Source organism: Streptomyces beigongshangae (assembly GCF_019710745.1).
Classification (GTDB): Bacteria; Actinomycetota; Actinomycetes; order Streptomycetales; family Streptomycetaceae; genus Streptomyces; species Streptomyces beigongshangae.
The window spans coordinates 1-24,205 of sequence record NZ_JAHKJW010000086.1 but is presented as its reverse complement, the minus strand read 5'-3'; the positions used below and the strand labels follow the sequence as shown (position 1 = coordinate 24,205).

Genomic DNA, 24,205 nt, shown 5'->3' with positions numbered 1-24,205 from the left:
GAGGCCGCGACCGCGCTCGCCTGGGCCGGGGACGCCCTGCCCGCGCGCACGGCCGAGGGGCCGCGGCGGCTCGCCGTCGCCGTACGGGCCGGTGAGCCGTGCGGGCCCCTGCCCGCGCCCGCACGGACCGTCCCCGGCCTGCGCGCCCTCGACGACGCACTGCTGCACGCCGCCGAAGCATTCGACCGCGGCGACCGCGGCGACCGCGGCGGCGGTGGTGGTGGCGGTGGTGGCGATCCCGTCACCCAGCCCCTCCGCCGCGGCGCCGAGCGGACCGCGCGCAAGGGCCTGCGCCCGCGCCCCCTGCGCGTCCGGGGGCTCCTGCGCACCGCCACCGGCACCGAAGGACGGGAGTACGGCTTCCGCGTCGCCCTCTGCTACGGCGCCAGTGCCGCCGTCGCGCAGGCGCTGCACCACGTGCACTGGTACTGGCTCCCCGCGACCGCCGTGTTCCTGGTGAAGCCGGACCTCGGCCCGCTCGTCTCGCGCGTGCTGAACCGGGCGGCCGGCACCGTCCTCGGCGCCCTCGTCTTCGCGGGGTTCACGGCTGTGCTGCCCCGGCCCGAAGGACTCCTCGCGCTCGTGGCGGTCAGCGGCGCCCTCATCCCCGTCGCCACCCGGCACTTCGCCGCGCAGACCGCCGTCGTCACCGTCCTCGTGCTCGCCCTCGTCATGGCCGGGGGCGAACCGGAGGCGTCCTGGGGCCGGATCGGAGAGACACTGCTGGCCTGCGCGATCGTGCTGGTCGCCGGGCACCTCCCGGCGCCGGGGCAGCGCGGCGGGACCGTGCGGGCCCGGCTGGCCGCCGCCATCGACGCCGCGCACGCCTACCTCACGCACGTGCTGGGCGGCTCCGACGACCGGGCCGCCCGCTGGGCGCTGCGCCGTGAGGCATACCGGACGCTGGCCGAGGCCCGTGCCGCGATCGACCGCGCCGCGGCCGAACTGCCCGCGCTGGCCCGTCACACGGAGGGTACCGACGAGGTCGCGGCCACCCTCGAACGCCTCGTGGACACCACCACCGCCTGCGCCGTGCACCTCGACGACACGGGACGGCTCACCCCGTGGCTGACCGAGCGGCTCGCCACCCTCCTCGACGAACTCGTGGAGCGCCGGGAACGCGCCGGGCTCGCGACCGCCCCGGCCGCCCCACCTGCCCCGAACGCCCCACCCGCTCCACCCGCCCCCTCCGGTCCTTCCGGTCCTTCCGGTCCTTCCGGTCCTTCCTGTCCTTCCGGTCCGACGGGTACGCGCGGCCCCTGAGAGAGGCCGCCGGACCGGAACGGGTCCAGCCCGTCAGCGGCGCCGTACCGTGACGGGATGACCTCGCCCGAGCCCACGCCCGACGCGAAGACCACCCAGGGGTCCGGGGCCGCCGACGCCCCGAACACCGCCGCCCGCGACGCCTCCGACGCCGCCGATCTCGTCATCACCCACTGCACCGCCCTCGTGCACGACGAGCGCGAACAGATCGGGTTCGTCGAGGACGCCACCATCGTCGTACGCGACGGCCGCATCGAGACGGTGGCCGCCGGACCGCTCGACCTCCCCGCCGCCGAACGCATCGACGCCCGCGGCCAGGTCGCCATGCCCGGCCTCGTCAACTGCCACACCCACACCCCGATGGTCACCCTGCGCGGCATCGCGGAGGACCTCCCCGTCGAACAGTGGTTCAACGAGTTCGTCTGGCCCATCGAGTCCAACCTCCAGGACCGGGACGTCGAGCTGGGCGCGCGCCTGGCCTGCGCCGAGATGATCCGCGGCGGTGTCACCTGCTTCGCGGACCACTACTTCTCGATGGACACCGTCGCCGCCGTGACGGCCGGGAGCGGGCTGCGCGCCAACCTCGGGCAGACCTTCTTCTCCTCCCAGGGAGCCGCGGGCCGCGAGCGGTCGCTCGACTTCGCCCTCCGGCACCGCGACACCGCCGGGGGCCGCATCACCACCTCGCTCGCCCCGCACGCGCCCTACACCGTGGACGAGGCCGACCTCGCCGCGACGGCGCTGCTCGCCCGCGAACACGGTCTGCCCGTGCACCTGCACGCCTCCGAGAACCGCGACCAGTGCGACGCGAGCGTCGCCCGCGACGGCCGTACCCCGATCGAGGTCCTGGCCGGCGCGGGCCTCCTCGACACCGACCTGCTCATCGCGCACGGCACCGGCATCGTGGAACGCGACCTGCCCGTCCTCGCCCGTGCCACCGGCCGGATCGCCGTGGCGAGCGCACCCCGTGGCTACCTCAAGTTCGCCTGGCCCACGACCACTCCGGTACGGGCCCTGCGCGCCCTGGGCATCCCCGTGGGACTCGCCACGGACGGGGCCGCCTCCAACAACTCCCTGGACGTGTGGGAGTCCATGGCGCTCACCGCGCTGGTGCAGAAGTTCACCGGGGCCGACCCCCGCCGGCTGACCTCCCGTGAGGCCCTTCACCACGCGACGTTGCAGAGCGCCCGGGCGGTCGGGCTCGGCGACCGGATCGGCAGTCTCGCACCGGGACGCAGGGCCGACATCGTCCTGGTCGACCTGACGGGGCCGCACACCCAGCCCGTGCACGACCTCGCGGCCACCCTCGTGCACAGCGCCCGCTCCGGTGACGTACGTACGACGATCGTCGACGGCCGCGTCCTCATGCGGGACCGCGAACTCCTCACCCTCGACGTCCCGTCGGTCGTACAGGAGATGAACGAACGCATGCCCGCACTGATCGACCGCGGCCACGGCAGGCGCGTCCAGGAGTACGGCACCTGACCCGCCATCCGGCCCATCACCGATGAGTTCCGCTCCTTCTCGCGGTCCCCCCTGCGAAGGCACCGCACCGAAGGAGGGGCAATGACGCTTCCGCGGATCGTGTCGCGCGAGGAATGGCGTGCCGCGCGCGAGGAACTGCTGGTCCGGGAGAAGGCCGCGACCCGGGCCCGGGACGCGCTCAACGCCGACCGGCGACGGCTGCCGATGGTCGGGATCGACGAGGAGTACGTCTTCGAGGGCGGCGACGGCAAGGCGACGCTGCTGGACCTCTTCGCGGGACGGCAGCAGCTGGTCGTGTACCACTTCATGTTCGCGCCCGGGTGGGAGGCGGGCTGTCGCGACTGCTCGGCGTTCGCCGACCAGATCGGGCACCTCGCGCACCTGCGCGCGCGGGGCACCGAGCTGGCGCTGGTCTCCGGGGCGCCGTACACCAGGATCCTGCCCTTCAAGGCGCGGATGGGGTGGACGCTGCCCTGGTACTCGTCGTACGGCAACGACTTCGACCACGACTTCCGGAGGTCCGTCGAAGGGGACGGGAGCCGGGGCGAGCGGCCGGGCGTGAGCTGCTTCCTGCGGGACCGGGAGCGGATCTTCCACACCTACTCGACGTACGGGCGCGGGCTCGACGGACTCGGCTCCACCACGAGTTTCCTGGACCTCACGGCCCTCGGCCGACAGGAGGAGTGGGAGCTGCCCGAGGGGCGCGCGTCGGCGCTGGGCGCACCCGTCGGCAGCGAGCGGGTCCGTTACCACGACGAGTACGACGACTGAGTGCGGGAGCACAGATCTCCTCGGGTGGGCAAAAATCCACTCATAAGGAGCATCAGGAAGGGTGAAAGGTCACTTCGTGTTCCCTTTTTCGTTGTGACCATGTGTCGAATTCGTTCTGATCATGTGTCGACTGCGTCTCAGTGACGTCACTTCGCGAGACCGCCACCCCATGATGGGCGTTTAACTCTTCAAGGGCGCTCACAGAGCGGCGCCACACGGAGGTGCAAGGTGTTGAACGCTCGAACAGTGCTGGAACGCTTTCCCGCCGGTGGGCCGCGTGGTTCGTGGCCGGCGGAGGAGTTCGCGCAGGCGCGCCGCCTGGAGGGGCAGCACGTCGACGTCGTCATGGATCTGGCGACGGACGCCTTCCTGGTGGTCGTGCGGGAACTCGTCGAGTAGACCGGGGACAGAAGAGTCGAGCAGACCGGAGACGGGAGACCGGACGACCGTCGTACGCCTCAGCCCGCCTTCGGCGTGGGTGCGGGCGTGGACGCGGGAGCGGGCGCGGCGGCCGGAGCCGGCACCTGCACCGCGAACTGCCCGGCCTGCAGTGCGTACAGCTCGGCGTAGACGCCGCCCTTGGAGAGGAGCTCGTCCGGAGTGCCGGACTCCACGAGCCGTCCCTGGTCGAGGACGTGCACCAGATCGGCGTGGCGCACCGACGCCAGCCGGTGCGTGATGAGGATGACCGTCTGACCGGTACCCGCCAGGGCCCGGATCTTCTCGAAGACCTCCAGTTCGGCGCGGGCGTCGAGAGCCGCCGTCGGCTCGTCCACGACCAGGATCGCGCCCCGCCGGTACGCCGCCCGGGCGATGCCGAGCCGCTGCCACTGGCCGCCCGACAGTTCGTGGCCGCCGGTGAACATGCGCGCCAGCAGGGTGTCCAGTCCTCGCGGGAGGTCCGCCACCACGTCCTCGGCGCCCGCCTCCTTGACGGACTCGCTCAGCCGCTCGTCGGTGAGCGGTGCCGAGGCCCGGCCGATCGCGACGTTCACCCGGGCCGTGAACGGCCACCGCTTGAAGTCCTGCGCCACCATCGCGATGCGCTCGGCGAGCCGGTGCCGGTCGGTGGTCGCGGCGTCCACGCCGTCCCACAGGATCCGGCCGCTCTGGGGCGCGTACAGGCCCGACAGCAGCTTGACCAGGGTGGTCTTCCCGGAACCGTTCTCCCCGACGAGCGCCACGATCTTGCCGAGGGGCACGCTGAGCGTCAGGTCGGCCAGAGCGGGGCGGGCCGCGCTGCCCGGGTAGGTGAAGGTGACGTTCTCGAAGCGGATCTCACGCGGGCGCTCGGGCAGCGGGGCGCCGCCGACCGGGATGGCGCGCTCGGCCGCCTCCACGTACAGGCGTTGCAGGTCCCCGACGAAGAGAGCCTCCTCGTGCAGGGTGTTCACCTCCAGGACGAGCGTGTCGAGGTTCGCGGACCCGGTGCGGATCGCGATGACCGCCGTGCCCGCCACGGACAGCGCCATCGCGCCGGCCACCAGCAGCCCGCCGAGCGTCGCGTACGTCGCCACCGTGGCCAGGCCGGTCCAGGCGGCCGCGATCAGGCCGGTCCGTGCCTCCAGGCGGGCGAGGCGGGCCTGCTCGGCCTCGGCGGTCTCCGCCATCGCGCGGAAGTGCCGCAGCAGGAACGGGCCGACGCCGTGGACGCGGATCTCCGGCGCGGCGGCCGGCTCGGTGAGCAGGTTGCCGATCAGACGGCCGGCCCGCGCGTGCTGGACCCAGGCGTGGAACGACGCGTACCGGCGGCGCGCTATGGTCAGCGAGCTCCAGGCGCTGGGCAGGGTCATCGTGATCAGCAGCGGCAGCAGCGCCGGGTGCAGCACGGTGAGGACACCGGCCGCGGCGATCAGCGAGATCCCGGCGTTCACCACACGCGTGGCGATCGTGATCATCCGCCGGGCGGACGCGGCGCCGTACTGCGCCGTGTCCAGCAGTTTGTGGAAGGCCTCGTCCTCGATCGCCGACAGTTCGACCGCCGCCGCCCGTTCCAGGTACAGCTCCGTCGCGACGCGTTCCACCTTCGGTTCGAGCCGGCCGGTGGCGTACGTCGAGGCGGCCCGCAGCAGCGCGGCGAGCAGCATCACCGCGGCGACCGTGACGAGCGCGGGCACCGCGTCCCGCAGCCGGTCCGCGACCTCGCCGCCGCCCATCAGACGGCCCAGGACGCTGTTGACCGCCAGCAGGCTCACCGCCTGCGCCAGACCGCGGGCGACCTCCGCCACCAGGACGACCCGCGCGGCCCCGCGGTCCGCCTGCCACGCCAGCCGGAAACTGGCCGCGAGCAGGGCGGGCAGCCGCGTCACCATGGCGCGGAAGTTGAGCTCCATGAACGCGTCGGAGTGCTGCGACCAGCCCATGTCGTACCGCAGCGGCCCGCCGAACAGGAGCCGCTCGGACTCGGAGGGCCCGGCTCCGTCCGGACCGGCGGACACAGTCCTCTTCGGGGGCTTCGGAGGCTTCGGAGACTCAGGAGATTTCGGCGATCCCGTCGACTTGGCTGACCCCACCGATGACCTCCCGATCGTGGCCGAACGGCCACTATCGCGGTGCCGGGCGCTGCCGGGCAGGGCGCGCGCCCGCTCCGGCACGGCGTAACCGGAGCACGCCCGGGCGCTTGTGGCCGCGCGCCGTGCCGTGCCCGGGAACACGTGCTTCCGAGCGCCCGGGGGCGGGGACTGCCGCGCCGGACGTACCGGCGGTGCGCCGGACCTACGGCGATGAGCCCGTACGCGCGCCGGACGCGCGGGTCAGGCGCTGATCGGCCGGGTCCAGGCCGGCGGCGTCCCGGTCACCCGGCACAACGCCAGGTAGAGGGGGATCGGCGGGGTGTACGGGAGCGTGCCGCCCGGCGTGTGGATCAGACCGGGAAGGGTGGGGGAGTCCGGAACGAGCGCCCCCGTGGCGTAGTGCGCCGGCGCGGGCCATTCCAGGGCGACGTCGGAGTCGGACGGCACGAGCCACCACCAGTGCGTGCTGTCGGCGTACACACAGCCGACGCGTGGCAGCCGGGGCATGAGCAGTGGGCCGAGTCCCGCGGGCACCGCCACCGCGTCACAGCCCAGCGGAGCCCGCATGCCCTCCGGCACGGCCAGCCGCCGTGACGCGACCGGCCCCGATCCCGCCCGGCCGCGCTCGATGCGGACCAGCGTGTCCAGGTTCAGCATCCTTGGCGCACCGGCCGAGATAGCCCTCACTCCCATTCAGCCCCGTCCGTGTTCGCAGTTCTCTGGGTTTCGAACTTGTCGGTCCCGTCGGTCCCGTCGGTCCCGTCGGCGCCGGTCAGTGCCGGTCAGGGTCTTTCTGCGCCGGCCGGAGGTACGGGCGTCCCGGTCGGCGAGGAGCCGGCAGGGGCCGGCCGGCTCCTCGCACTCCAGCCCAGGTCCGCTCGCGGCTCGGCGCCGTTGTTCGCCGAGCGCGGCAGTTCCGCCCAGACCAGCAGTCCGGGACCGGTTTCCTGGGCGCCCCAGGCAGTGCACATCGCCGCGACGAGAAGCAGTCCCCTCCCGTGCTCCTCATCAGGACGCTGTGGCGACGGGTGGGGCTCACCCGGCGCACAACCCTCGTCGCGGACGGCTATCCGCACCAGGTCCTCACCGTCGTGCAGCTCGCACACCACACGGCGGCTCGCCGTGTGCACGATGGCGTTGGTGACCAGTTCGGAGACGACGAGCTCCGCCGTGTCGCAGGTGTCCTCGCAGACCGCCCATCCCGACAAGCGGGCGCGCGTCAGGTGCCGGGCCTGTGCGGCGGAGCCCGGATGTGCGGCCAGCTCGAAGCGGAACCGGCGCTCGGCCGCCATGCCCGGGTCTACCCCGGCAATGGCACCAAGACGGAACCGGTCCTCGGCGGCGTCTGTTCCTAATGGCGCGGACGGAATCACGCTTGCCACTATCTCCCCGTCGTGAACACTTGGCAAGTGTCACTCTGAAAATTGCAGAGTGCAGTGTTCCGAGCGGTATGGCCATGGCACACTGCAGACAACAGCATGTGGCGCGGCGTCAGTCGGGTACCCCTACAGGGCCCGAACGGGCGCCGCCCCGGCTGTCAGGACAAAAGTGGAGGTGGACGTGAGCGAGCCGCGGTCCGCGCCGACGGTCGGGCAGGTCGTCCTCGGGCGACGCCTGCTGGACCTGCGGGAACGCGCGGGGCTCAAGCGGGAGGAGGCGGCGCGCATCCTGCGCGTCACCGCCGCCACCGTCCGCCGTATGGAGATGGCCGAGGTGGCCCTGAAGATTCCGTACCTCCAGCTCCTGCTGAAGTCGTACGGTGTCTCCGACGACGAGGCCGCGGCCTTCGTGACGCTCGCCGAGGAGGCGAACCAGCCGGGGTGGTGGCAGCGGTTCCACGACATCCTCCCCGGCTGGTTCTCGATGTACGTGAGCCTGGAGGGCGCGGCCTCGCTCATCCGCTCCTACGAGCCCCACTTCGTTCCCGGGGTGCTGCAGACCGAGGAGTACGCGCGCGGCGTCATGGAGTCCGGCGCCGTCGGCCAGACCAGGCCCGAGGACATCGAGCGCCACGTGGCGCTGCGCATGCAGCGGCAGGAGCTGCTGACGCGCGAGGGCGCGCCCCGGTTCTGGGCCGTGATGGACGAGACCGCCCTGCGCCGCCCGGTCTGCGGTCCCGAGGTCATGCGCGGTCAGATCGACCGGCTGATCGAGGCCACCCGACTGCCCAACGTGACCCTTCAGGTCGCGCCCTTCTCCTCGGGGCCGCACGCCGGCACGTACGGGCCGTTCGTGCTGTTCCGCTTTGCCATGCCCGAACTGCCGGACATGGTCTACAGCGAGTACCTGACCGGCGCCGTCTACCTGGACGCGCGCAGCGAGGTGGCGACCCACCTCGAGGTCATGGACCGCATGGCGGCCCAGGCCGCCACGGCACATCGCACGAAGGAGATCCTGCTGGATCTCCGCAAGGAGCTGTGAATGGATCGCATCAAGTCCCGGATACGCACCGCGCGGATCTACAACGGCATGCCCGCCAGGGAACTCGGCAGCGAGGGCTGGCACAAGCCGTGGAGCGGGGGCAACGGTGGCAACTGCGTGGAGGCCATGAAGCTCGCCGACGGCCGGATCGCGGTCCGGCAGTCGGCCGATCCGGACGGTCCGGCTCTCATCTACACCCCCGGCGAGATGACCGCGTTCATCCAGGGTGCCAAGGCGGGGGAGGCGGACTTCCTGCTGTCCTGAGGACGGCTGCCCGTCGTCCTCTCAGAGCCAGGACCACATGCGCCGGGGCGCGTCCACCAGCCGGCTGACCGCCACGACGGGGAACGGCGGCTGCTCGGCCCGGCGCGGACCGAGGTTCAGCGCGTAGTAGATCTGTTCGATGGACGGCGGTCCGACCGCGAGGTTGCGGCGGACCGCGCCCGACGGGGATTCCTGCCCGGCCCGCACGAGATAGGCCGCGGCCATCGCCCCCGTACGGCCCACACCCGCCCCGCAGTGCACGAACACCGGCCCCGGGGCCGCACCGACGACGCCCGCGAAGCGGCGTACCTGGTGCGGCGTCGGGGTCTGTCCGTCCCGTACGGGCAGCCGTACGACGTCGAGGCCCGCCCGGTGCGGTCCGGCGAGCTGGGCGGCCGACAGGTTCTCGGCCCGCAGGTCGACCACCGTGGTGAAGCCGAGCCGGGCGAGTTCCCGGTAGCCCGTGGGGGAGGGGGCGGCGCCGCGCCACAGCTCTTCCCCGGCGGTGACGGGCTGGAAGTGGTGGATCCCGTGGACCGGACGGGTCCCCTCGGGCGGCCGGGTCTGTTCACGGGTCCAGTACGACAGGACGAGGATGCCCAGCGCGCCGGTGCCCCAGAGGGCCAGGTAGGAGAGTCCGAGGGCCGCGAGCGTACGCAGCAGGGTCCTGCGCAGGGCCCGGCGGGAACGTCCGCCGGGCAGGGTGAGGGAGGGCGGGGGCGGGGCGACGACAGTCATGGGCGACCCGGGGGCTCGGGGACGAGGGACGCGTCGGCATCGTAACCCGGCCCGCCGACACGGCAGTTGCGGGCGCGCGGCGGGAGACGCCCGGCGGCGGAAGGGACACAAGTGACAGCTCCCTTCCGCACCCGGACACGCACCCGCACCCGGCCCCGGACACGAACCGCACCCGGGCCGGGTCAGTCGGCGTCCGGGTTCGGGGTCGTGTCGCCGGTGCCGATCACCGCCAGGTGCGTGCGGTCCAGTTCGGCGTCCTCCAGGCAGCCGCGCAGGCGCATCCGGTCGTGGTCGGTCAGCGCGGGCCGGACCACGCCGGCGAAGAGGCCGTCGCCGAGCTCGCCGAGAGTGGCGCGGTTCAGCGGGACGGACGTCGCGTCCCGGCAGCGTTCCCAGAGCTGGTGCGCGGCGAGGGACCGGCGCTCGGCGTCCATGTGCGCGCCGCGCATGTCGACGCGCAGCAGCAGGGAGGTCGCCCCGGAGTCCTCCGCCTCCTCCTCGCGGGTCTGCGTGAGGTCCGCGAGCCCGGTGACGAGCGCGCCGAGCAGGGCAGCTCCCACCGCCCCCACGACCAGCACGCGCAGGGTACGGCCGCGGCTCCGCGGGGCGCCCGGCGGCGGCAGGTCGTCCAGGTCGGCCCCGCCGTCCGGATCGGGCGCGGCGAGGACGGCGAGCCGCCCGGCGAGCCGCCGCTCCGCCGCGGGACGGGCCGTGACCGACGCGACCCGCTGCACCACCCAGGCGAGCCCGGAGAGCACCGCACCGGTGACCATCAGGACCGGTACGAAGACGTAGGTACGGCTCGTCGGATCGTCGAGCCAGCGGAACCGCTCGCCCGCCTTACCCGCGGGCGTCTCCTCCTCCCGCAGCCGCGCGAGGACGTCCTCCTGCCGCCGGTCCGCGTCGCGCAGCCGCTCCTCGATGCGTGCGAGCCGCCCGAGCAGCACGATCCCGAGCAGCAGCACCTCGACGACGAGCAGCAGCACCCCGCTCAGAATGGCGCGTTGCCACTGCCACCGGTACAGGTAGACGACGAGGTAGGTACCGGCGCCCGCGGCCGCCGCGCCCCCGAAGAGGAAGGCGACGCGCCTCACCGGGAGTCTCCCCGGGGGCGGGCGACGGGTGACCGGGCGGCCTCCGCGTCCACGCCGGACGTACGCATGTCGGACGTACGCATGTCGGACGTATGCGCGCCGGGCGTATGCGCGCCGGGCGTGCGCGCGCGGGTCGTGGTGTCGGCGGCGCGTACGTCACCGGTGGCGCCGTCGACCGTGAGGCGCGAGCCCGGCGGGAAGCGGCGTACGGCGTCCGTGACCCCGACGACCGTGGGCAGCCGGAACTCACGTGCCAGCACGGCCAGATGGGACAGCGGGCTGCCGGTCTGCGCGACGAGTCCCGTGAGTCCGGGCAGGAGCGGGGCGAGCGCGGGATCGAGCGTACGGACCACGAGCACGGGGTCCGGTGGGCGTGGACCGGTCCCGCCCCAGACGATCCCGGCGGCCCTGCCGGCGGACACGCCCTGCCCCTGCCCCCGTCCCTCGCGCGTGCCCTGACCCTCGCGCCTGCCCTTGCCCTTGCCTTTGCCCTTGCCTCTGCCCGCACCCGCGCGTCCGCCCGTCGTGGGGCGCTCCGCGACGACCTCGCCGCCCTCCGCGAGCCGGAACGCGTCGGGCAGCGGCGCCGACACGGCCCGCGGCAGCCGCTCCCCGAAGTCAGCGGGCAGCCCGCCGCCCTCCAGTGCCCCGACCAGCTCTCCCCAGCGCAGCAGCCCGACCGCGGATCCGTCCGGTACGGCCAGTCGGCGCGCGGCGTCCCGGACCAGCCGGACCTGGAGTTCCTGCACCCAGCGGATACGCAGGCGCAGGGCCTCGCGAGGAGGGAGGGCGGCCGCCGTCGACCCCGCGGGACCGCCACCCGTACCCGCGGGAACCTCCGGGAGCCGCACCTCCCGGCTCAGACCGGGCGGCACCAACGCCAGCACCACCGGTTCCGCGGCCACCACCCGGTGGTCCGGCACACCGCGGGCGCGAGCCTCCGCGAGAGCGGTGAGCGCCGTACCGGCGGCCGTCGCCCCGGACGTGGCCAGCAGGGCTCCGGCGAGGGCCTCCTGCGCGTGCAGGGAGACCAGGACGGTACGGGTCCAGCGCAGGGCGGCGACGAGTCCGGGGCGGGTGAGCCGGTCCGGGGCCGGGGTCCCGGCGAGCCGGCGGTCGACGTCGGCGACGAGGTCCGTCACGAGGCCGGGCAGCGCCGAGGTCAGCCGCCCCACCCGCCACGCGGCGGCCAGCCTGCGGGCCCCCGGCACCGGGTCGAGCAGCGTCAGCCACCGGTGCCGCGGCGGGGCGGCGCCCAGCAGGCACAGGTCCGCCGCGGCCCGTCCGCCGACCGTCGTGACGACCGGCACCGCGCGCAGCCGCCGCCGCGGCGCGGTGCCCCCGATGTCGAGCGCGGCGGCCAGTCCGCGCGCCATGGGCGCCACCCACAGGTCCTCCTCCAGCGGTTCCAGCTGATCGGGCAGGGTCTCCGCGACCGGGCCGGGGCCGAGCAGGCGCGCCCCGCGCGCGGGGCGCGCCGCCATCGCCGTGATGGGCCGGCTCTGGAACAGCCACAGCCGCCCCGCCTCGTCGAACCCGAACTCGATGTCCTGCGGCCCGCCGAACACCGCCCGCGCCTGCCGGGCCAGCCGCGCGAGCCGCCGCAGTTCGAAGGTCCCGAGCAGCTGCTCGGCGCCCTCGGGACCGGTGCGCGTCGGCCGGCCCCGGCGGGTCAGCCGGTAGTCCGTGCCGGACTGTTCGCCGCCGACCAGTGCGTCGGGCCCGCCCCGCACCGCGCTCACCAGCATCCGGTCGGCCCGGCCCGCGACCGGGTCGGCGCCGAACAGCACCCCTCCCACCCGCGCGGCGAGCATGGGCTGGACCAGCACGGCCATCGGGGCGACCGTGCCGTCCGGCCGGCGGGCCGAGTCGAGCACGGTGCGTACGGCCGCACGGAAGTCGTGCGGGCCCCGCACGTCCAGCACGGACGCGAACCGACCGGCCAGGGACGACTCCTGGGTGTCCTCCTGGGGGGACGAGGACCGTACGACGAGCGGGCGGGTGCCGTCCTCGGAGAGCTCGCGCCAGGCGCGGTCCACCCTCGCGGACCCGCCGTCGGCCCCGGCGCCGTGCGGTACGACGAACCCCGGCAGCACGGGCAGTCCGGCCTTCGCGGCGCGTGCGAGGTGCGCGGCCTTGGAACCGGCGAACGGGATGCGGGCGGCCCGCGGATCGCTCAGGGGGACCGCGTCCGCGGTGTCCTGGGGAAACCCCCGATCGTCCCCGTCGCGCGTACCGTCTCCGTGACGTTCGTCAACCGTCGTCATCGAGCACCCTCCAGGACCGACCGCCAACAGGGGGGACGCGCGGGGGTGGCCCCGCGCCTGACGGCGGAACGAAGGATGGGGGCGCATTCCTGCCGGGACGACCCGTGTGCGGCCCCGTCAGCAACATGCCTCCTGAAGCCGATGATCCCACCCGGTGCGGCATCGCGGACCGGCAGAGGGTCGCCTTCCGGCCACCGCTCCGCCCCGCGCGCGTGCCTGGTACCTGGTACCAGGTACTCCGTGAGCGCCTCCCGCAGCTCGATCCGTCCGGCGGGGTCACAGGGCCCGGCGGGGGCCCTCACGGGACAGAGTTCCCGGTCCCGGTCCCGGTCCCGGGACCGGGTCCGGCCGTCAGGCCAGCGCCAGCACGTACGAGACCGCTCCCGCGGCCGAGGCGACCATCCGGACGTGGTTCCACATCGACCACTCGCTCACGTACGTCGGCCAGTACGCGACGGCCTCGGGCGTGCCCGGCTCCATCGCGGCCAGCCTGTCGTTGCGCGGCACGTTGGCCGCCACCGTGACCCCGAAGCTGCCGAAGAGGTACAGCACGCTTCCCAGCAGCAGCTCCACCGTGCCCTCGTCGGGCCACACCACGAAGGTGACCACCGCTATCACGGCGCACAGCACGGCCGACCCGACGAACACGAGCATGAAGGCAGGCGCCGGCGCGGTCACGTTGATCGCCTGCATCGCCGCGACGCCCTGCGCGGGCGGCAGTGCGGCCAGTCCCTTCATCACGAACGTCGAGAACGCGCAGAAGACCCCGGCGACCAGTCCGGTGCCCAGCACGCCCGCCACGGTGAGCACGAAGTACGGTCCCTCGATCATGTCAACCCCCACGTGAACGGCGCTTTTCGTCGGCAACCCGCACACCGTTCCAGGAACCGTGGAGCCGGACCAACCGGAACTCCGGATTCCGCACGGTGCCCCCGCCCCCATCGGTGAAACGCCGTGCGCCCGCACGGCATCATGGGCCGTGTGCGACTCGAAGCGATCACCTGGGACCGGCTCGGCGACTCCATCGCCGAGCGCCTGCTCGGCCTGGAGCCGGCCGACGGCAGTCCCTGGCCGCGCATCGCCTTCGACGGTGCCCCGGCCGCCCGTCCGGGCGACCTCGCCGGACGCGTCGCCGAAGCGCTTCGCCCCCGTGGCCGCTCCGCCCTGGTCGTGGGCACGGAGGGCTATCTGCGGCCCGCCTCCCTCCGCTTCGAGTACGGCCGCCGGGACGTGGAGACCTACTACGACGGCTGGTTCGACACCGGGGCCCTGTGGCGGGAGGTCTTCGGCCCGCTGGACCCCGGCGGGGACGGCCGGGTCCTGCCCGACCTGCTGGACCCGGTCACCGACCGCGCCACCCGCACCCCGTACGTACGGCTCCTCCCCGGCACCCTGCTGTTGCTGCACGGGCCGCTGCTCCTGCGCCACTGGTTCCCCTTCGACCTCACCGTCCACCTGNCTGCTCCTGCGCCACTGGTTCCCCTTCGACCTCACCGTCCACCTGCGCCTCTCACCGGCCGCCCTGCGCCGCCGCACCCCGGAGGACGAGCACTGGACGCTGCCCGCGTTCGAGCGGTACGAGAGCGAGACCGACCCGGGCGGCACGGCCGACATCCTGGTGCGGGCGGACGACCCGCGCCATCCGGCCTGGAACGGCTGACGCCACTAACGGCCCTGACGGCCCGGCCGTGAAGTCCCGGCCACGAAGTCCCGGCCACGAAGTCCCGGTCGGCGAACACCGCCGACGTGACGGGAGCGTCGACCGTCGGGAAAAAGCAGCAAATGTGATGATCGGTGCATGACGCGTATCGACGGACACCTTCTCGACGACCGCCGGTCCCGGGCCGGGCAGCAGGGCGACGCCCTCGCCGCGCTCTTCGACCCCACGACGTTCCGGCACATCGAACGGCTCGGCATCGGTCCCGGCTGGCGCTGCTGGGAAGTGGACGCCGACGGCATGTCCGTCGTGTCCTGGCTCGCCAAGAAGGCCGGGCCCACCGGCCGGGTCGTCGCAACCGGGCCCGACACCTCCTGGGCGCCCCCGGCCGTCCGTCCTCCGATCCAGCTGCGCGTCCATGACGTGGGGGTGGACGGGCCTCCGGCGGAGGGCCTCGACTTCGTGCACGCCCGGCTCGTCCTCGCCGGTGTCCCGGACAGGCGGAGGGCGTTGCGCACGATGATCGGAGCGCTGCGGCCCGGCGGACGGCTCCTGGTGGAGGACACCGATCTCACGCTCCAGCCGCTGGCCTGCCCGGACGAACACGGCCCGGAGCAGCAGCTCGCCAACAGGGTGCGCCACGCCGTGCGGGACGTACTGGCCGAGCGGGGCGTCGAGGTCGCGTACGGGCGCCGGCTCCCGCGGCTGCTGCGTGAGGCCGGGCTGCGGCAGGTCGGGGCCGACGCGTACTTCCCGCTCACCTCGCCGGCCTGCGGGGCGCTCGACCGCGCGACGGTCGGGCAGGTCCGTGCACAGCTCGTGGCGGCGGGCCTCGCCACCGACCAGGACATCGACCGCCACCTGGCGAACGTGGCCGCGGGCGGTCTGGACCTGGTCACGGAACCGCTGATCTCGGCCTGGGGACGCAAACCGTAGGACCCCGCCGTACCGCACCCCGCTCCTCACTGTGCCCTGCTCCTCACTGCGCCCTGCTTCTCACTGCGCCCCGCTCCTCAGGGTCCCGCCGTACTGCGCGTCCCGTTCCCCGGTCTCGCGCCAACCTGCGCCACCGCCCGGGCCCCGGCCCGGCACCCCTCGGCGGCGGCCTCCTCGGGCCGTCCGCCCGTGAGCAGCGCGGCCAGGAAGGCTCCGGTGAAGGCGTCGCCGGCGCCCGTGGTGTCGACGGGGGACGCCGGCTCGGCCGGAATCCGGAACCGGACCGCCCCCGAGCGGGCGACGAGGGCCCCGGCGGCCCCCTGCCTGACCACCACGAGCCGCACACGACGGCTCAACTCGGCCGCCGCGTCCGCAGCATCGGGCAGGCCCGTCAGCAGCCGGGCCTCGTCCCGGCTCGGCAGCAGGACGCCGGCCCCTTCGGCGAGCGACAGGAACCGGTCCGCGCCCAGCTCGGAGAGGAACCCCGCAGACGCGGGATCCACGCTCACCGGTACTCCACGCGCGCGTGCCGACCGCATCGCCACGGCGACCAGGGCCCGGGACGGCTCGGAGAAGAACAGATAACCCGACAGGTGCAGCCACCCGACACCGTCGAGCAGCCCCGGCGACCAGTCGCCGGCGTCCAGGCGCAGGGACGCCCCGCTGTCCGTGAGGAAGGTGCGCTCCGCCGCGTCGTCCGTGTCCACCAGGCAGATCACCGTCCCCGTGGGTGCCCGGGGGTCGACGACCAGGCGGGGGCGCACCCCGGCGGCCACCAGTTCCCGCTCGTGCCAGGCGGCCGAGTCCGCTCCCACCCGTCCCAGGAACCGCACCTCCGGTCCGCCCGGGCGCGCCGCCCAGCACGCGACGTTGGCGCCCGCCCCGCCCGCCACGGTGCGCACGGAGGCGGCCGTGTCGGTGCCCGCGGCGAGCGGCCCGCGGTAGCGGGCGACGACATCCGTGATGACGTCACCGACGACGAGGAGGGCCGGACCGGGCGGATCCGCCGCCGTCATGTCCGTGCCCAGGCCGCCGCGATCCGCCCCGCGAGCCGTACGTTGCCGTGCACCGCCGCCAGGTTGGCCTCCAGCGACGCCCCGTCGGTGTGGCGCACCAGGTGGTCGAGCAGGAACGGGGTGACCGCCTGGCCGCTCACGCCCTGCGCCTCGCACGCCTGCAGCGCGTCGGCGAGCACGCGCGCGTGCAGTCCGGGATCCAGCTGCCGCGCCGCGGGCACGGGATTGGCGACGATCAGCGCCGACCCGGGTCCGTCCAGCGCGTCCTGCGCGCGCATGACGGCCGCCACCTCGTCGGGCGACTCCAGCGTCCAGTCCACCGGGTGTCCCGAGTCGGACAGGTAGAAGCCGGGGAACCGCGTCGTGCCGTACCCGGCGACCGCGACCCCCAGTGTCTCCAGGCGCTGCAGGGTCGCCGGCACGTCCAGGATCGACTTCACCCCCGCGCACACCACCGTGATCCGGGTGCGCGCCAGGAGCCCCAGGTCGGCGGACTCGTCCTGCGTCACCGTCCACTGCCGGTGCACACCCCCGAGGCCGCCCGTCGCGAACACCCTTACGCCCGACCGCGCGGCCAGCAGCGCCGTGGCCGACACCGTGGTGGCCCCGCTGGCCCCGGTCGCGACCGCGAGCGGCAGATCACGGTGTCCCAGCTTGCGGATGCCGTCCCCGCCGGCGACCCGCTCCAGCTGCTTCTCGTCCAGGCCCACCCGGGGCCGCCCGTCGAGCACGGCGACCGTGGCCGGAACGGCGCCCTCCCGGCGTACGGCGTCCTCCAGTTCCAGCGCCACCCGCAGATTGCGCGGACGCGGCAGCCCGTGCGCGATGATCGTGGACTCCAGGGCCACCACGGGCCGCCCGGTGACGAGCGCATCCCGAACCTCTTCGGACACCACCAGCACGCGTGTGCCTCCTGTCTGTCGGCCCCCTCCTCATCCCTGGCGGGCGACGCGCCCGGCCAAACCCTTGCGGCCGCCCCGGGCGGGCAGCAGCCTGTGGGGATGACGGACAACTCGGCACGCCTCGACCACGTCGTCCTCTGGGTGCGCGACCCCGTGGCCTCGGCCGACTTCTACGAGAAGGCGGTGGGGTTCGAACCCATCAGGGTCACCGAGTTCGCCGCGGGGGAGGCGGCGTTCCCCTCGGTACGCCTCAACGACGAGACCATCCTCGACCTGGCGCCGCCGTCGATGGCCGCGGGCATGGACGTGGTCCCCGGCGCCGCCGGCAGCGCGGGCCACCCGGTCAACCACGTGTGCATCTCGCTCGGGGCGCAGGCCTTCGACGCGCTCCGCACCCGCCTGGAGGAGCGCGCCGTGCCTCTCTCGGACTTCTCGTACGGCGCTTCCGGCGCCCGCGGAGAGGCGAAGCGGAGCTTCTACTTCAGGGACCCGGACGGAAACATCTTCGAGGCCCGGCACTACGAGTAGGCCACGAAGGGGCGGGGGCGGCCGTCAGAACAGTGGCTCCGGCAGTACGCCCTCCAGCGCCAGCAGCTTCCGCTTGGTCTCCACGCCGCCCCCGAAGCCGCCGATGCCGCCGTCGCGCTCCACCACCCGGTGACAGGGCACGACGACCGGCAGCGGATTGGCGCCCATGGCCGTTCCCACCGCCTGGGCCGCACCCGGCTGGCCGACCCGCCGCGCGAGGTCGCCGTAGCCCACCACCGACCCGTAGGGGACACCGGCCGCCAGCTCGCGCAGCACCTGGCGGTTGAACCCGGAGATCAGGGACCAGTCCAGCGGCAGTGCGAAGACGTGGCGCTCACCCGCGAAGTACGCCGCCACCTGGCGTATCGCCTCGGCCAGCAGCGGGGACTCCGGTGCCTCGACGGGCTCGGTGCCGAACCGGGAGCCGAGCCGCCCGACCGCCCTGTCGCGCACCGCCTCCGTGGCGTGGAAGACGACGCTGACCAGGCCCTCGCCGGTGGCCGCCAGCAGCAGCGGGCCGATACCGCTGTCGACGACCGCCCACACCACCCGCTGCCCGTTCCGCCCATGGCTGTTCATGCGCTCCACGGTACGGCGTACCACCGACAGCGCCGGCGGTGCGGCCGCGTGCGGGCGTCCGCACCGCCGCCGCCGACGGGACGGGCCGGGGTGCCGGCCGGGGCCGTCAGCCCTCGCGCAGGGCCTCGCGCACCACGTCCGGCTTGTTCGTGATGATGCCGTCCACGCCGAGGTCCGCGACGCGCCGTGCGCCCTCGGCCGTGTCGACGGTCCAGGTCAGGATCTCCAGGGGCCTGCCGTGCGGTCCTTCGAGGGCCTGGATCGCGGCGACGTAGCCCAGGGAGATCGTGGTGTGCGACGAGTTGATCTGGTCGGCGAACCGCGCGTGGTCGAGCAGTTCCGAGACGGGCGGAGTGCCCAGGAAGCCCGTCTTGACGTCGGGCCGCAGCTCGTGCACCGTACGGAGGCTGTTCGCGTCGAAACTCTGGACCACGAGCTTGTTCCGCACGTGCGACGGGCCCAGCCAGCCCTCGTTGCTGAGGAGCTTGAGGGTCTCCTGCTCGATGCCCGGGTAGAGCGAGGGGTTCTTGATCTCCAGGACGAGCTTCTGGTGGTTGTGCGAGACCCGGTCCATGTACTGCTTCAGCGTCGGTACGCGCTCTCCCTCGTAGCGGGGGCTGAACCAGCTGCCCGCGTCCAGGCGCGCGATCTCCGCGGCGGTGAAGTCCTTCACCTTCCAGGGGGCCCGCCCGGGAAAGACCTCCTCGACATCGGTCGTGCGGGCCAGGTTGTCGTCGTGGACGACGACGAGTGTGCCGTCCTTGGTGCGCTGGACGTCGTTCTCGACCCAGCGGAACCCGAGGCGGGCCGCCCTGTCGACGGCGGCGAGCGTGTTCTCGGGGGCCTGGGCGGAGGCTCCGCGGTGCGCGACGACCAGCGGCCGGCCGGTCCGGTCGCCGCTCCCGTCCGCGTGCGCGGCGGGAAGGGGAAGAACGACGGCGGCTCCCAGGAGCGCGGTGATCGTGGCGGCGGCAGCGCGCGCGTGCATGCCTACTCCTTGCGTCTGTGATCACGGACGGTTCCAGACTGACAGCACCGGGTCAACATGAGGGGGGTGCGGGATGGCCACAAATTGAATGGAGTTGCCCAGGTCCGATCACACGTGCCGCACAACTGGGGCAACGCCGTGATTCTTTGCAGGAAAATCGTTCGAGCGTTCAGGTGAGGGTCATACTCTCTGCGACAACCCTGGTCACCGCGGCGCTGCTGGGACGGGGGCATTTCACGGAATTCCGGGATGGAACAGGGCGGAAGGGCAACCGCGCATGCACGGCACGGTCGACGGATTCAGCTACGGACTGGTGACGCCGCTCGTGGCGTACGTGATGGCCTGCCTCGGTGGAGCACTCGGTCTGCGCTGCACCACGAGGTCGATGCTCGTCACCCGCTCCTGGCGCCCGGGCTGGCTCGCGCTCGGCTCGGCGGCGATCGGCTCCGGCATCTGGACCATGCATTTCATCGCAATGATGGGATTCTCCGTCCAGGAGACCCCGATCCGTTACGACAGACCGATGACCTTCGCGAGTCTCGGCGTCGCGATCGCCATGGTCGGCATCGGGATCTTCATCGTCGGATACCGGGGAGCGTCCGGAACGGCCCTGTTCACCGGGGGCACCATCACCGGTCTGGGCGTCGCCTCGATGCACTACCTGGGCATGGCCGGAATGCGTCTCAACGGGAAGCTGGAGTACAACACCCTCACCGTCGCCGCCTCCGTCGTCATAGCCGTCGCCGCCGCGACCGCCGCCCTGTGGGCGGCCGGGCAGGTCCGCGGTTTCCTGTGGAGCGTGGGCGCGAGCCTGGTCATGGGCCTCGCCGTCAGCGGTATGCACTACACGGGGATGGCCGCTCTCAGCGTCCGGCTGCACGGCGCGGCCGGCACCCCCTCGGGTGACTCGCCCGCGACCCTGCTGGCGCCCCTGATGATCGGCCCCCTGGCCTTCCTGCTGCTGGCCGGGGTCGTCGTGATGTTCGACCCGCTGATGGTCATGGGCAAGCCCGACTGGAGCGCCGCCGACCGGAAGCCGGGCATCCCCGCCCACCCGGTCCACCACACCGGTCACCACACGGGCCACCGGCCCGTGCCCGGCCCGCGCTCCCGGCACCGGGGCGGCTCCCGCGCCCCGCAGAACCGGTGACGGAAGCCCGTTGTCGGTGCGGGGCCGTACGGTGGATGCCATGCGGCCCGTATCGAAGATCGAACGCACGGTGGCGCCTTTCGAGGTCGTCAGTTCCTACCAGCCCAGCGGCGACCAGCCCGCTGCCATCGCCGACCTCGAACGGCGCGTCCTCGCGGGTGAGCAGGACGTCGTGCTCCTCGGCGCGACCGGCACCGGCAAGTCCGCGACCACCGCGTGGATGATCGAGAAGCTGCAGCGCCCCACCCTCGTGATGGCGCCGAACAAGACGCTGGCCGCCCAGCTGGCGAACGAGTTCCGCGAACTGCTGCCGAACAACGCGGTCGAGTACTTCGTCTCGTACTACGACTACTACCAGCCCGAGGCGTACGTCCCGCAGTCGGACACCTACATCGAGAAGGACTCCTCGGTGAACGAGGAGGTGGAGCGCCTGCGCCACTCCGCGACCAACTCGCTCCTCACCCGCCGCGACGTCGTCGTGGTGGCCTCGGTCTCCTGCATCTACGGCCTGGGCACGCCCCAGGAGTACGTGGACCGCATGGTCAACCTCAAGGTCGGCGACGAGATCGACCGCGACGACCTGCTGCGCCGCTTCGTCGACATCCAGTACACACGCAACGACCTGGCCTTCACCCGCGGCACCTTCCGCGTCCGCGGCGACACCATCGAGATCTTCCCGGTCTACGAGGAGCTGGCCGTCCGCATCGAGATGTTCGGCGACGAGATCGAGGCCCTCTCCACCCTGCACCCCCTCACCGGCGAGATCATCAGCGACGACCGGCAGCTGTACGTCTTCCCGGCCTCCCACTACGTCGCGGGCCCCGAGCGCCTGGAGCGCGCCGCCCACGCCATCGAGAAGGAGCTGGGCGAGCGGCTGACCGAGCTGGAGAAGCAGGGCAAGCTCCTGGAGGCCCAGCGCCTGCGGATGCGCACCACGTACGACCTGGAGATGCTCCGCCAGATCGGCTCCTGCTCCGGTGTCGAGAACTACTCGATGCACTTCGACGACCGCGAACCCGGATCGCCGCCGAACACGCTGCTCGACTACTTCCCGGACGACTTCCTGCTCGTCATCGACGAGTCGCACGTCACGGTTCCCCAGATCGGTGCCATGTACGAGGGCGACGCCTCCCGCAAGCGGACCCTCGTCGACCACGGCTTCCGGCTGCCCTCCGCGCTGGACAACCGCCCCCTGAAGTGGGAGGAGTTCCAGGAGCGCGTCGGCCAGACCGTCTACCTGTCGGCGACACCGGGCAAGTACGAGCTCTCGCGCGGCGACGGCTTCGTCGAGCAGATCATCCGTCCCACCGGCCTCATCGACCCCGAGGTCGTGGTCAAGCCCACCGAGGGCCAGATCGACGACCTGGTGCACGAGATCCGCAAGCGCACCGAGAAGGACGAGCGGGTCCTGGTCACCACCCTCACCAAGAAGATGGCCGAGGACCTCACCGACTACTTCCTGGAGATGGGCATCCAGGTCCGGTACCTGCACAGCGACGTCGACACCCTGCGCCGGGTCGAGCTGCTGCGGGAACTGCGCGCCGGTGAGTTCGACGTCCTCGTCGGCATCAACCTCCTCAGGGAGGGCCTCGACCTGCCCGAGGTCTCCCTGGTGTCGATCCTCGACGCCGACAAGGAGGGCTTCCTGCGCTCCGGCACCTCGCTGATCCAGACCATCGGCCGCGCGGCCCGCAACGTCTCCGGCCAGGTCCACATGTACGCGGACAAGATCACCCCGGCGATGGAGAAGGCCATCGAGGAGACCAACCGCCGCCGGGAGAAGCAGATCGCCTACAACACGGAGCGGGGCATCGACCCGCAGCCCCTGCGCAAGAAGATCAACGACATCGTGGCGCAGATCGCCCGCGAGGACGTCGACACGGAGCAGCTGCTCGGCTCGGGCTACCGCAAGTCGAAGGACGGCAGGAACGCCAAGGCGCCCGTGCCCGCGCTGGGCTCGAAGGCGGACAACGGAGCCGGGTCCGCCAAGGGCAAGGGCAAACAGACCGTGCCGACCGACCGTCCCGCGGCGGAGCTCGCCGAGCAGATCGAGGAGATGACGGTGCGGATGCGCGCGGCCGCCGCCGACCTGCAGTTCGAGATCGCCGCACGGTTGCGTGACGAGGTCTCGGAGATGAAGAAGGAGCTGCGGCAGATGAAGGAGGCCGGCATCGCCTGACGCCCGGGCACCGCGCTGTGTTGCAAGACCGACACAAAGTGTGCTCCAGGCTTCGGCGCCGTCGGTGATCCTGCGTAGAGTTGCTGGTCAACCGCAGGATTCTGCGGCAACAGGGGACAGTCGTTCCGAGAGGGGAACAGCGCGTGACGGTCAACATGACCAAGGGTCAGGCCATCAGTCTGCAGAAGAACGACGGGGGCACGCTGACCGCGGTGCGCATGGGGCTCGGCTGGCAGGCGGCGCCGCGGCGCGGCCTGTTCGGTTCCCGTACCCGCGAGATCGACCTCGACGCGTCGGCCGTGCTGTTCGCGGACAAGCAGCCGGTCGACGTGGTGTTCTTCCGTCACCTCGTCAGCGACGACGGCTCGGTGCGGCACACCGGTGACAACCTCGTCGGCGGCGTGGGCCAGGGCGGCGACGACGAGGCGATCCTCGTCGACCTCGCGCGTATCCCGGTCCACATCGACCAGATCGTCTTCACCGTGAACTCGTTCACGGGCCAGACGTTCCAGGAGGTGCAGGACGCGTTCTGCCGGCTGGTCGACGAGACCAACGGCCAGGAGCTGGCCCGCTACACCCTGGCCGGCGGCGGACAGTACACCGCGCAGATCATGGCGAAGGTCCACCGCGCGGGCACGGGCTGGCAGATGACCGCCCTCGGTACGCCCGCCAACGGCCGTACCTTCCAGGACCTGATGCCGGCGATCCTGCCGCACCTGTAGACAGCACGGCGGGGACGGCACGGCGGGGACAGCGCCCGGCGCTCGAAGACACAGGGGGAACGAAGGCGATGACGGCTGAGCTGGTCCGGGGGCAGAACCACCCGCTCTCCCAGGTACGACTCGAGATCCGGGTGTCGGCCGGCAAGCCGATCGTGGCCGGGGCCACGCTCAGCGACGAGCAGGGCAAGGTGCGCGGTGCCGAGTGGGTGGCCCACCCGGGCTCGCCCACCCTGCCCGGTGTGGAGGTGTCCAAGCAGGCGGCCGCCGACCACCGGCTCGCGTGCGACCTGGACGCACTGCCGGAGACCGTGCACCGGGTCAGTGTGCTGCTCGCCCTGCCGTCCGGAGTGGGCGGTCCGCTCCGGTTCGGCGCCGTCGCGGCCCCCTTCGTCGCCGTCACCGGACTCGACGGCTCCGAGGTCGCCAGCTACACGGTCACCGGGCTCGACGCCGAGTCGGCCGTCGTCGCACTGGAGCTCTACCGCAGGCAGGGTGCCTGGAAGGTGCGCGCCGTGGGCCAGGGGTACGCGGACGGCCTCGCGGAGCTCTTCGCCGACCAGGGTCTGCCCGAGGCCCACCGGCTCGCGGCCGGTATCAACGAGGCGGTCGTCCAGGGGCTCGCCCGCTCGGTGGCCGCACCGCCCCCGCGCACCGCCGAGGGCGACCGCACGCGGCACGCCGCGGCGCCCGCGCTGGGCCAGGACCAGGGCGGGTCGACGGCCCAGGGCGCGC

At 73.0% G+C, this 24,205-nt stretch carries 23 protein-coding genes and 1 pseudogene; 13 read left to right on the top strand and 11 right to left on the bottom strand.

Features of this window, described 5'->3' with window-relative positions; genetic code table 11:
- From KM933_RS36040 to KM933_RS36025, 4 genes are all read left to right on the top strand, one after another.
- A partial coding sequence (locus tag KM933_RS36040; protein ID WP_221360873.1) for an FUSC family protein occupies positions 1 to 1,263 on the top strand: 1,263 nt, incomplete at its 5' end.
- Positions 1,264 to 1,320: 57 nt separating this feature from the next.
- A complete protein-coding gene (locus KM933_RS36035; protein WP_221360852.1) occupies positions 1,321 to 2,748 on the top strand; it encodes an amidohydrolase in 1,428 nt (475 codons plus the stop codon).
- An 81-nt stretch (positions 2,749 to 2,829) separates the two neighbouring features.
- Positions 2,830 to 3,519 carry a DUF899 domain-containing protein gene (locus KM933_RS36030; RefSeq protein ID WP_221360842.1) on the top strand — a complete coding sequence of 230 codons (690 nt, stop codon included), beginning with the start codon at positions 2,830 to 2,832 and terminating at the stop codon, positions 3,517 to 3,519.
- Between the two features lie 231 nt (positions 3,520 to 3,750).
- The gene (locus KM933_RS36025; protein ID WP_221360840.1) at positions 3,751 to 3,918 is read left to right on the top strand and encodes a hypothetical protein; all 168 of its coding nucleotides are present in this window, start codon (positions 3,751 to 3,753) and stop codon (positions 3,916 to 3,918) included.
- 59 nt (positions 3,919 to 3,977) lie between these two features.
- Here the strand turns inward: KM933_RS36025 and KM933_RS36020 are convergent, their stop codons facing one another.
- The 3 genes from KM933_RS36020 to KM933_RS36010 form a co-directional block, all read right to left on the bottom strand.
- Positions 3,978 to 5,882 (bottom strand): ABC transporter ATP-binding protein, encoded by a 1,905-nt coding sequence (locus KM933_RS36020; protein WP_221360874.1) that lies wholly within the window; start codon positions 5,880 to 5,882, stop codon positions 3,978 to 3,980.
- A gap of 390 nt (positions 5,883 to 6,272) precedes the next feature.
- Entirely contained in the window at positions 6,273 to 6,725 is a 453-nt protein-coding gene (locus KM933_RS36015; protein ID WP_221360838.1) for a hypothetical protein, read from the bottom strand.
- 89 nt (positions 6,726 to 6,814) lie between these two features.
- A complete protein-coding gene (locus KM933_RS36010; protein WP_430727416.1) occupies positions 6,815 to 7,324 on the bottom strand; it encodes an ATP-binding protein in 510 nt (169 codons plus the stop codon).
- Positions 7,325 to 7,592: 268 nt separating this feature from the next.
- Here KM933_RS36010 and KM933_RS36005 point away from each other — a divergent pair, with 268 nt between their 5' ends.
- Both KM933_RS36005 and KM933_RS36000 read left to right on the top strand, forming a co-directional pair.
- Positions 7,593 to 8,453 carry a helix-turn-helix domain-containing protein gene (locus KM933_RS36005; RefSeq protein ID WP_221360826.1) on the top strand — a complete coding sequence of 287 codons (861 nt, stop codon included), beginning with the start codon at positions 7,593 to 7,595 and terminating at the stop codon, positions 8,451 to 8,453.
- A complete protein-coding gene (locus KM933_RS36000) occupies positions 8,454 to 8,717 on the top strand; it encodes a DUF397 domain-containing protein (protein ID WP_221360825.1) in 264 nt (87 codons plus the stop codon).
- A 21-nt stretch (positions 8,718 to 8,738) separates the two neighbouring features.
- On the opposite strand, the gene KM933_RS35995 is transcribed toward KM933_RS36000, so the two are convergent.
- From KM933_RS35995 to KM933_RS35980, 4 genes are all read right to left on the bottom strand, one after another.
- Complete coding sequence (locus KM933_RS35995; protein ID WP_221360823.1) at positions 8,739 to 9,455, bottom strand: protein tyrosine phosphatase family protein; 717 nt, start codon at positions 9,453 to 9,455, stop codon at positions 8,739 to 8,741.
- 182 nt (positions 9,456 to 9,637) lie between these two features.
- Positions 9,638 to 10,549: a hypothetical protein gene (locus KM933_RS35990; protein WP_221360812.1), complete on the bottom strand. Its 912-nt coding sequence runs from the start codon at positions 10,547 to 10,549 to the stop codon at positions 9,638 to 9,640.
- A complete protein-coding gene (locus KM933_RS35985; protein ID WP_221360810.1) occupies positions 10,546 to 12,816 on the bottom strand; it encodes a PEP/pyruvate-binding domain-containing protein in 2,271 nt (756 codons plus the stop codon). The genes KM933_RS35990 and KM933_RS35985 overlap by 4 nt, the downstream gene beginning before the upstream one ends.
- 351 nt (positions 12,817 to 13,167) lie before the next feature.
- A complete protein-coding gene (locus KM933_RS35980; protein WP_221360808.1) occupies positions 13,168 to 13,647 on the bottom strand; it encodes an anthrone oxygenase family protein in 480 nt (159 codons plus the stop codon).
- A gap of 150 nt (positions 13,648 to 13,797) precedes the next feature.
- Here KM933_RS35980 and KM933_RS35975 point away from each other — a divergent pair.
- A pseudogene (locus KM933_RS35975) lies at positions 13,798 to 14,476 on the top strand (nucleoside/nucleotide kinase family protein).
- Between the two features lie 138 nt (positions 14,477 to 14,614).
- A complete protein-coding gene (locus tag KM933_RS35970) occupies positions 14,615 to 15,409 on the top strand; it encodes a methyltransferase domain-containing protein (RefSeq protein WP_221360806.1) in 795 nt (264 codons plus the stop codon).
- 77 nt (positions 15,410 to 15,486) lie between these two features.
- On the opposite strand, the gene KM933_RS35965 is transcribed toward KM933_RS35970, so the two are convergent.
- Entirely contained in the window at positions 15,487 to 16,425 is a 939-nt protein-coding gene (locus KM933_RS35965) for a carbohydrate kinase family protein (protein ID WP_221360804.1), read from the bottom strand.
- Positions 16,422 to 17,327 (bottom strand): pseudouridine-5'-phosphate glycosidase, encoded by a 906-nt coding sequence (locus tag KM933_RS35960; protein ID WP_221360802.1) that lies wholly within the window; start codon positions 17,325 to 17,327, stop codon positions 16,422 to 16,424. Before KM933_RS35960 ends, KM933_RS35965 begins: the two co-directional genes overlap by 4 nt.
- Before the next feature lie 99 nt (positions 17,328 to 17,426).
- On the opposite strand from KM933_RS35960, the gene KM933_RS35955 reads away from it, so the two are divergent.
- The gene (locus KM933_RS35955) at positions 17,427 to 17,855 is read left to right on the top strand and encodes a VOC family protein (protein ID WP_221360800.1); all 429 of its coding nucleotides are present in this window, start codon (positions 17,427 to 17,429) and stop codon (positions 17,853 to 17,855) included.
- Positions 17,856 to 17,879: 24 nt separating this feature from the next.
- On the opposite strand, the gene KM933_RS35950 is transcribed toward KM933_RS35955, so the two are convergent.
- On the bottom strand, positions 17,880 to 18,434 hold the full coding sequence (locus KM933_RS35950; RefSeq protein ID WP_221360797.1) for a methylated-DNA--[protein]-cysteine S-methyltransferase: 555 nt from the start codon (positions 18,432 to 18,434) through the stop codon (positions 17,880 to 17,882).
- Positions 18,435 to 18,540: 106 nt separating this feature from the next.
- A complete protein-coding gene (locus KM933_RS35945; protein WP_221360795.1) occupies positions 18,541 to 19,422 on the bottom strand; it encodes a glycerophosphodiester phosphodiesterase in 882 nt (293 codons plus the stop codon).
- A gap of 277 nt (positions 19,423 to 19,699) precedes the next feature.
- On the opposite strand from KM933_RS35945, the gene KM933_RS35940 reads away from it, so the two are divergent.
- The 4 genes from KM933_RS35940 to KM933_RS35925 all read left to right on the top strand — a co-directional run.
- The gene (locus KM933_RS35940) at positions 19,700 to 20,572 is read left to right on the top strand and encodes an MHYT domain-containing protein (protein ID WP_221360793.1); all 873 of its coding nucleotides are present in this window, start codon (positions 19,700 to 19,702) and stop codon (positions 20,570 to 20,572) included.
- A 40-nt stretch (positions 20,573 to 20,612) separates the two neighbouring features.
- The gene (gene uvrB / locus KM933_RS35935; RefSeq protein WP_221360792.1) at positions 20,613 to 22,751 is read left to right on the top strand and encodes an excinuclease ABC subunit UvrB; all 2,139 of its coding nucleotides are present in this window, start codon (positions 20,613 to 20,615) and stop codon (positions 22,749 to 22,751) included.
- A gap of 143 nt (positions 22,752 to 22,894) precedes the next feature.
- Positions 22,895 to 23,473 (top strand): TerD family protein, encoded by a 579-nt coding sequence (locus KM933_RS35930; protein ID WP_151478427.1) that lies wholly within the window; start codon positions 22,895 to 22,897, stop codon positions 23,471 to 23,473.
- 68 nt (positions 23,474 to 23,541) lie between these two features.
- Positions 23,542 to 24,205 (top strand): TerD family protein (locus tag KM933_RS35925; protein WP_221360790.1); only part of this gene is annotated, 664 nt, incomplete at its 3' end.

What these genes read in the sequence shown, in the direction of transcription:
- KM933_RS36000 (WP_221360825.1), top strand. Translation starts at nt 8,454, where the DNA reads ATGGATCGCATCAAGTCCCGGATACGCACCGCGCGGATCTACAACGGC.
- KM933_RS36030 (WP_221360842.1), top strand. Translation starts at nt 2,830, where the DNA reads ATGACGCTTCCGCGGATCGTGTCGCGCGAGGAATGGCGTGCCGCGCGC.
- KM933_RS36010 (WP_430727416.1), bottom strand. Translation starts at nt 7,324, where the DNA reads ATGGCGGCCGAGCGCCGGTTCCGCTTCGAGCTGGCCGCACATCCGGGC.
- KM933_RS35945 (WP_221360795.1), bottom strand. Translation starts at nt 19,422, where the DNA reads ATGCACGCGCGCGCTGCCGCCGCCACGATCACCGCGCTCCTGGGAGCC.
- KM933_RS35955 (WP_221360800.1), top strand. Translation starts at nt 17,427, where the DNA reads ATGACGGACAACTCGGCACGCCTCGACCACGTCGTCCTCTGGGTGCGC.
- KM933_RS35965 (WP_221360804.1), bottom strand. Translation starts at nt 16,425, where the DNA reads ATGACGGCGGCGGATCCGCCCGGTCCGGCCCTCCTCGTCGTCGGTGAC.
- KM933_RS35940 (WP_221360793.1), top strand. Translation starts at nt 19,700, where the DNA reads ATGCACGGCACGGTCGACGGATTCAGCTACGGACTGGTGACGCCGCTC.
- KM933_RS35985 (WP_221360810.1), bottom strand. Translation starts at nt 12,816, where the DNA reads ATGACGACGGTTGACGAACGTCACGGAGACGGTACGCGCGACGGGGAC.
- KM933_RS36035 (WP_221360852.1), top strand. Translation starts at nt 1,321, where the DNA reads ATGACCTCGCCCGAGCCCACGCCCGACGCGAAGACCACCCAGGGGTCC.
- KM933_RS35970 (WP_221360806.1), top strand. Translation starts at nt 14,615, where the DNA reads ATGACGCGTATCGACGGACACCTTCTCGACGACCGCCGGTCCCGGGCC.
- KM933_RS35980 (WP_221360808.1), bottom strand. Translation starts at nt 13,647, where the DNA reads ATGATCGAGGGACCGTACTTCGTGCTCACCGTGGCGGGCGTGCTGGGC.
- KM933_RS36020 (WP_221360874.1), bottom strand. Translation starts at nt 5,882, where the DNA reads ATGGGCTGGTCGCAGCACTCCGACGCGTTCATGGAGCTCAACTTCCGC.
- uvrB (WP_221360792.1), top strand. Translation starts at nt 20,613, where the DNA reads ATGCGGCCCGTATCGAAGATCGAACGCACGGTGGCGCCTTTCGAGGTC.
- KM933_RS36015 (WP_221360838.1), bottom strand. Translation starts at nt 6,725, where the DNA reads ATGGGAGTGAGGGCTATCTCGGCCGGTGCGCCAAGGATGCTGAACCTG.
- KM933_RS35950 (WP_221360797.1), bottom strand. Translation starts at nt 18,434, where the DNA reads ATGAACAGCCATGGGCGGAACGGGCAGCGGGTGGTGTGGGCGGTCGTC.
- KM933_RS35995 (WP_221360823.1), bottom strand. Translation starts at nt 9,455, where the DNA reads ATGACTGTCGTCGCCCCGCCCCCGCCCTCCCTCACCCTGCCCGGCGGA.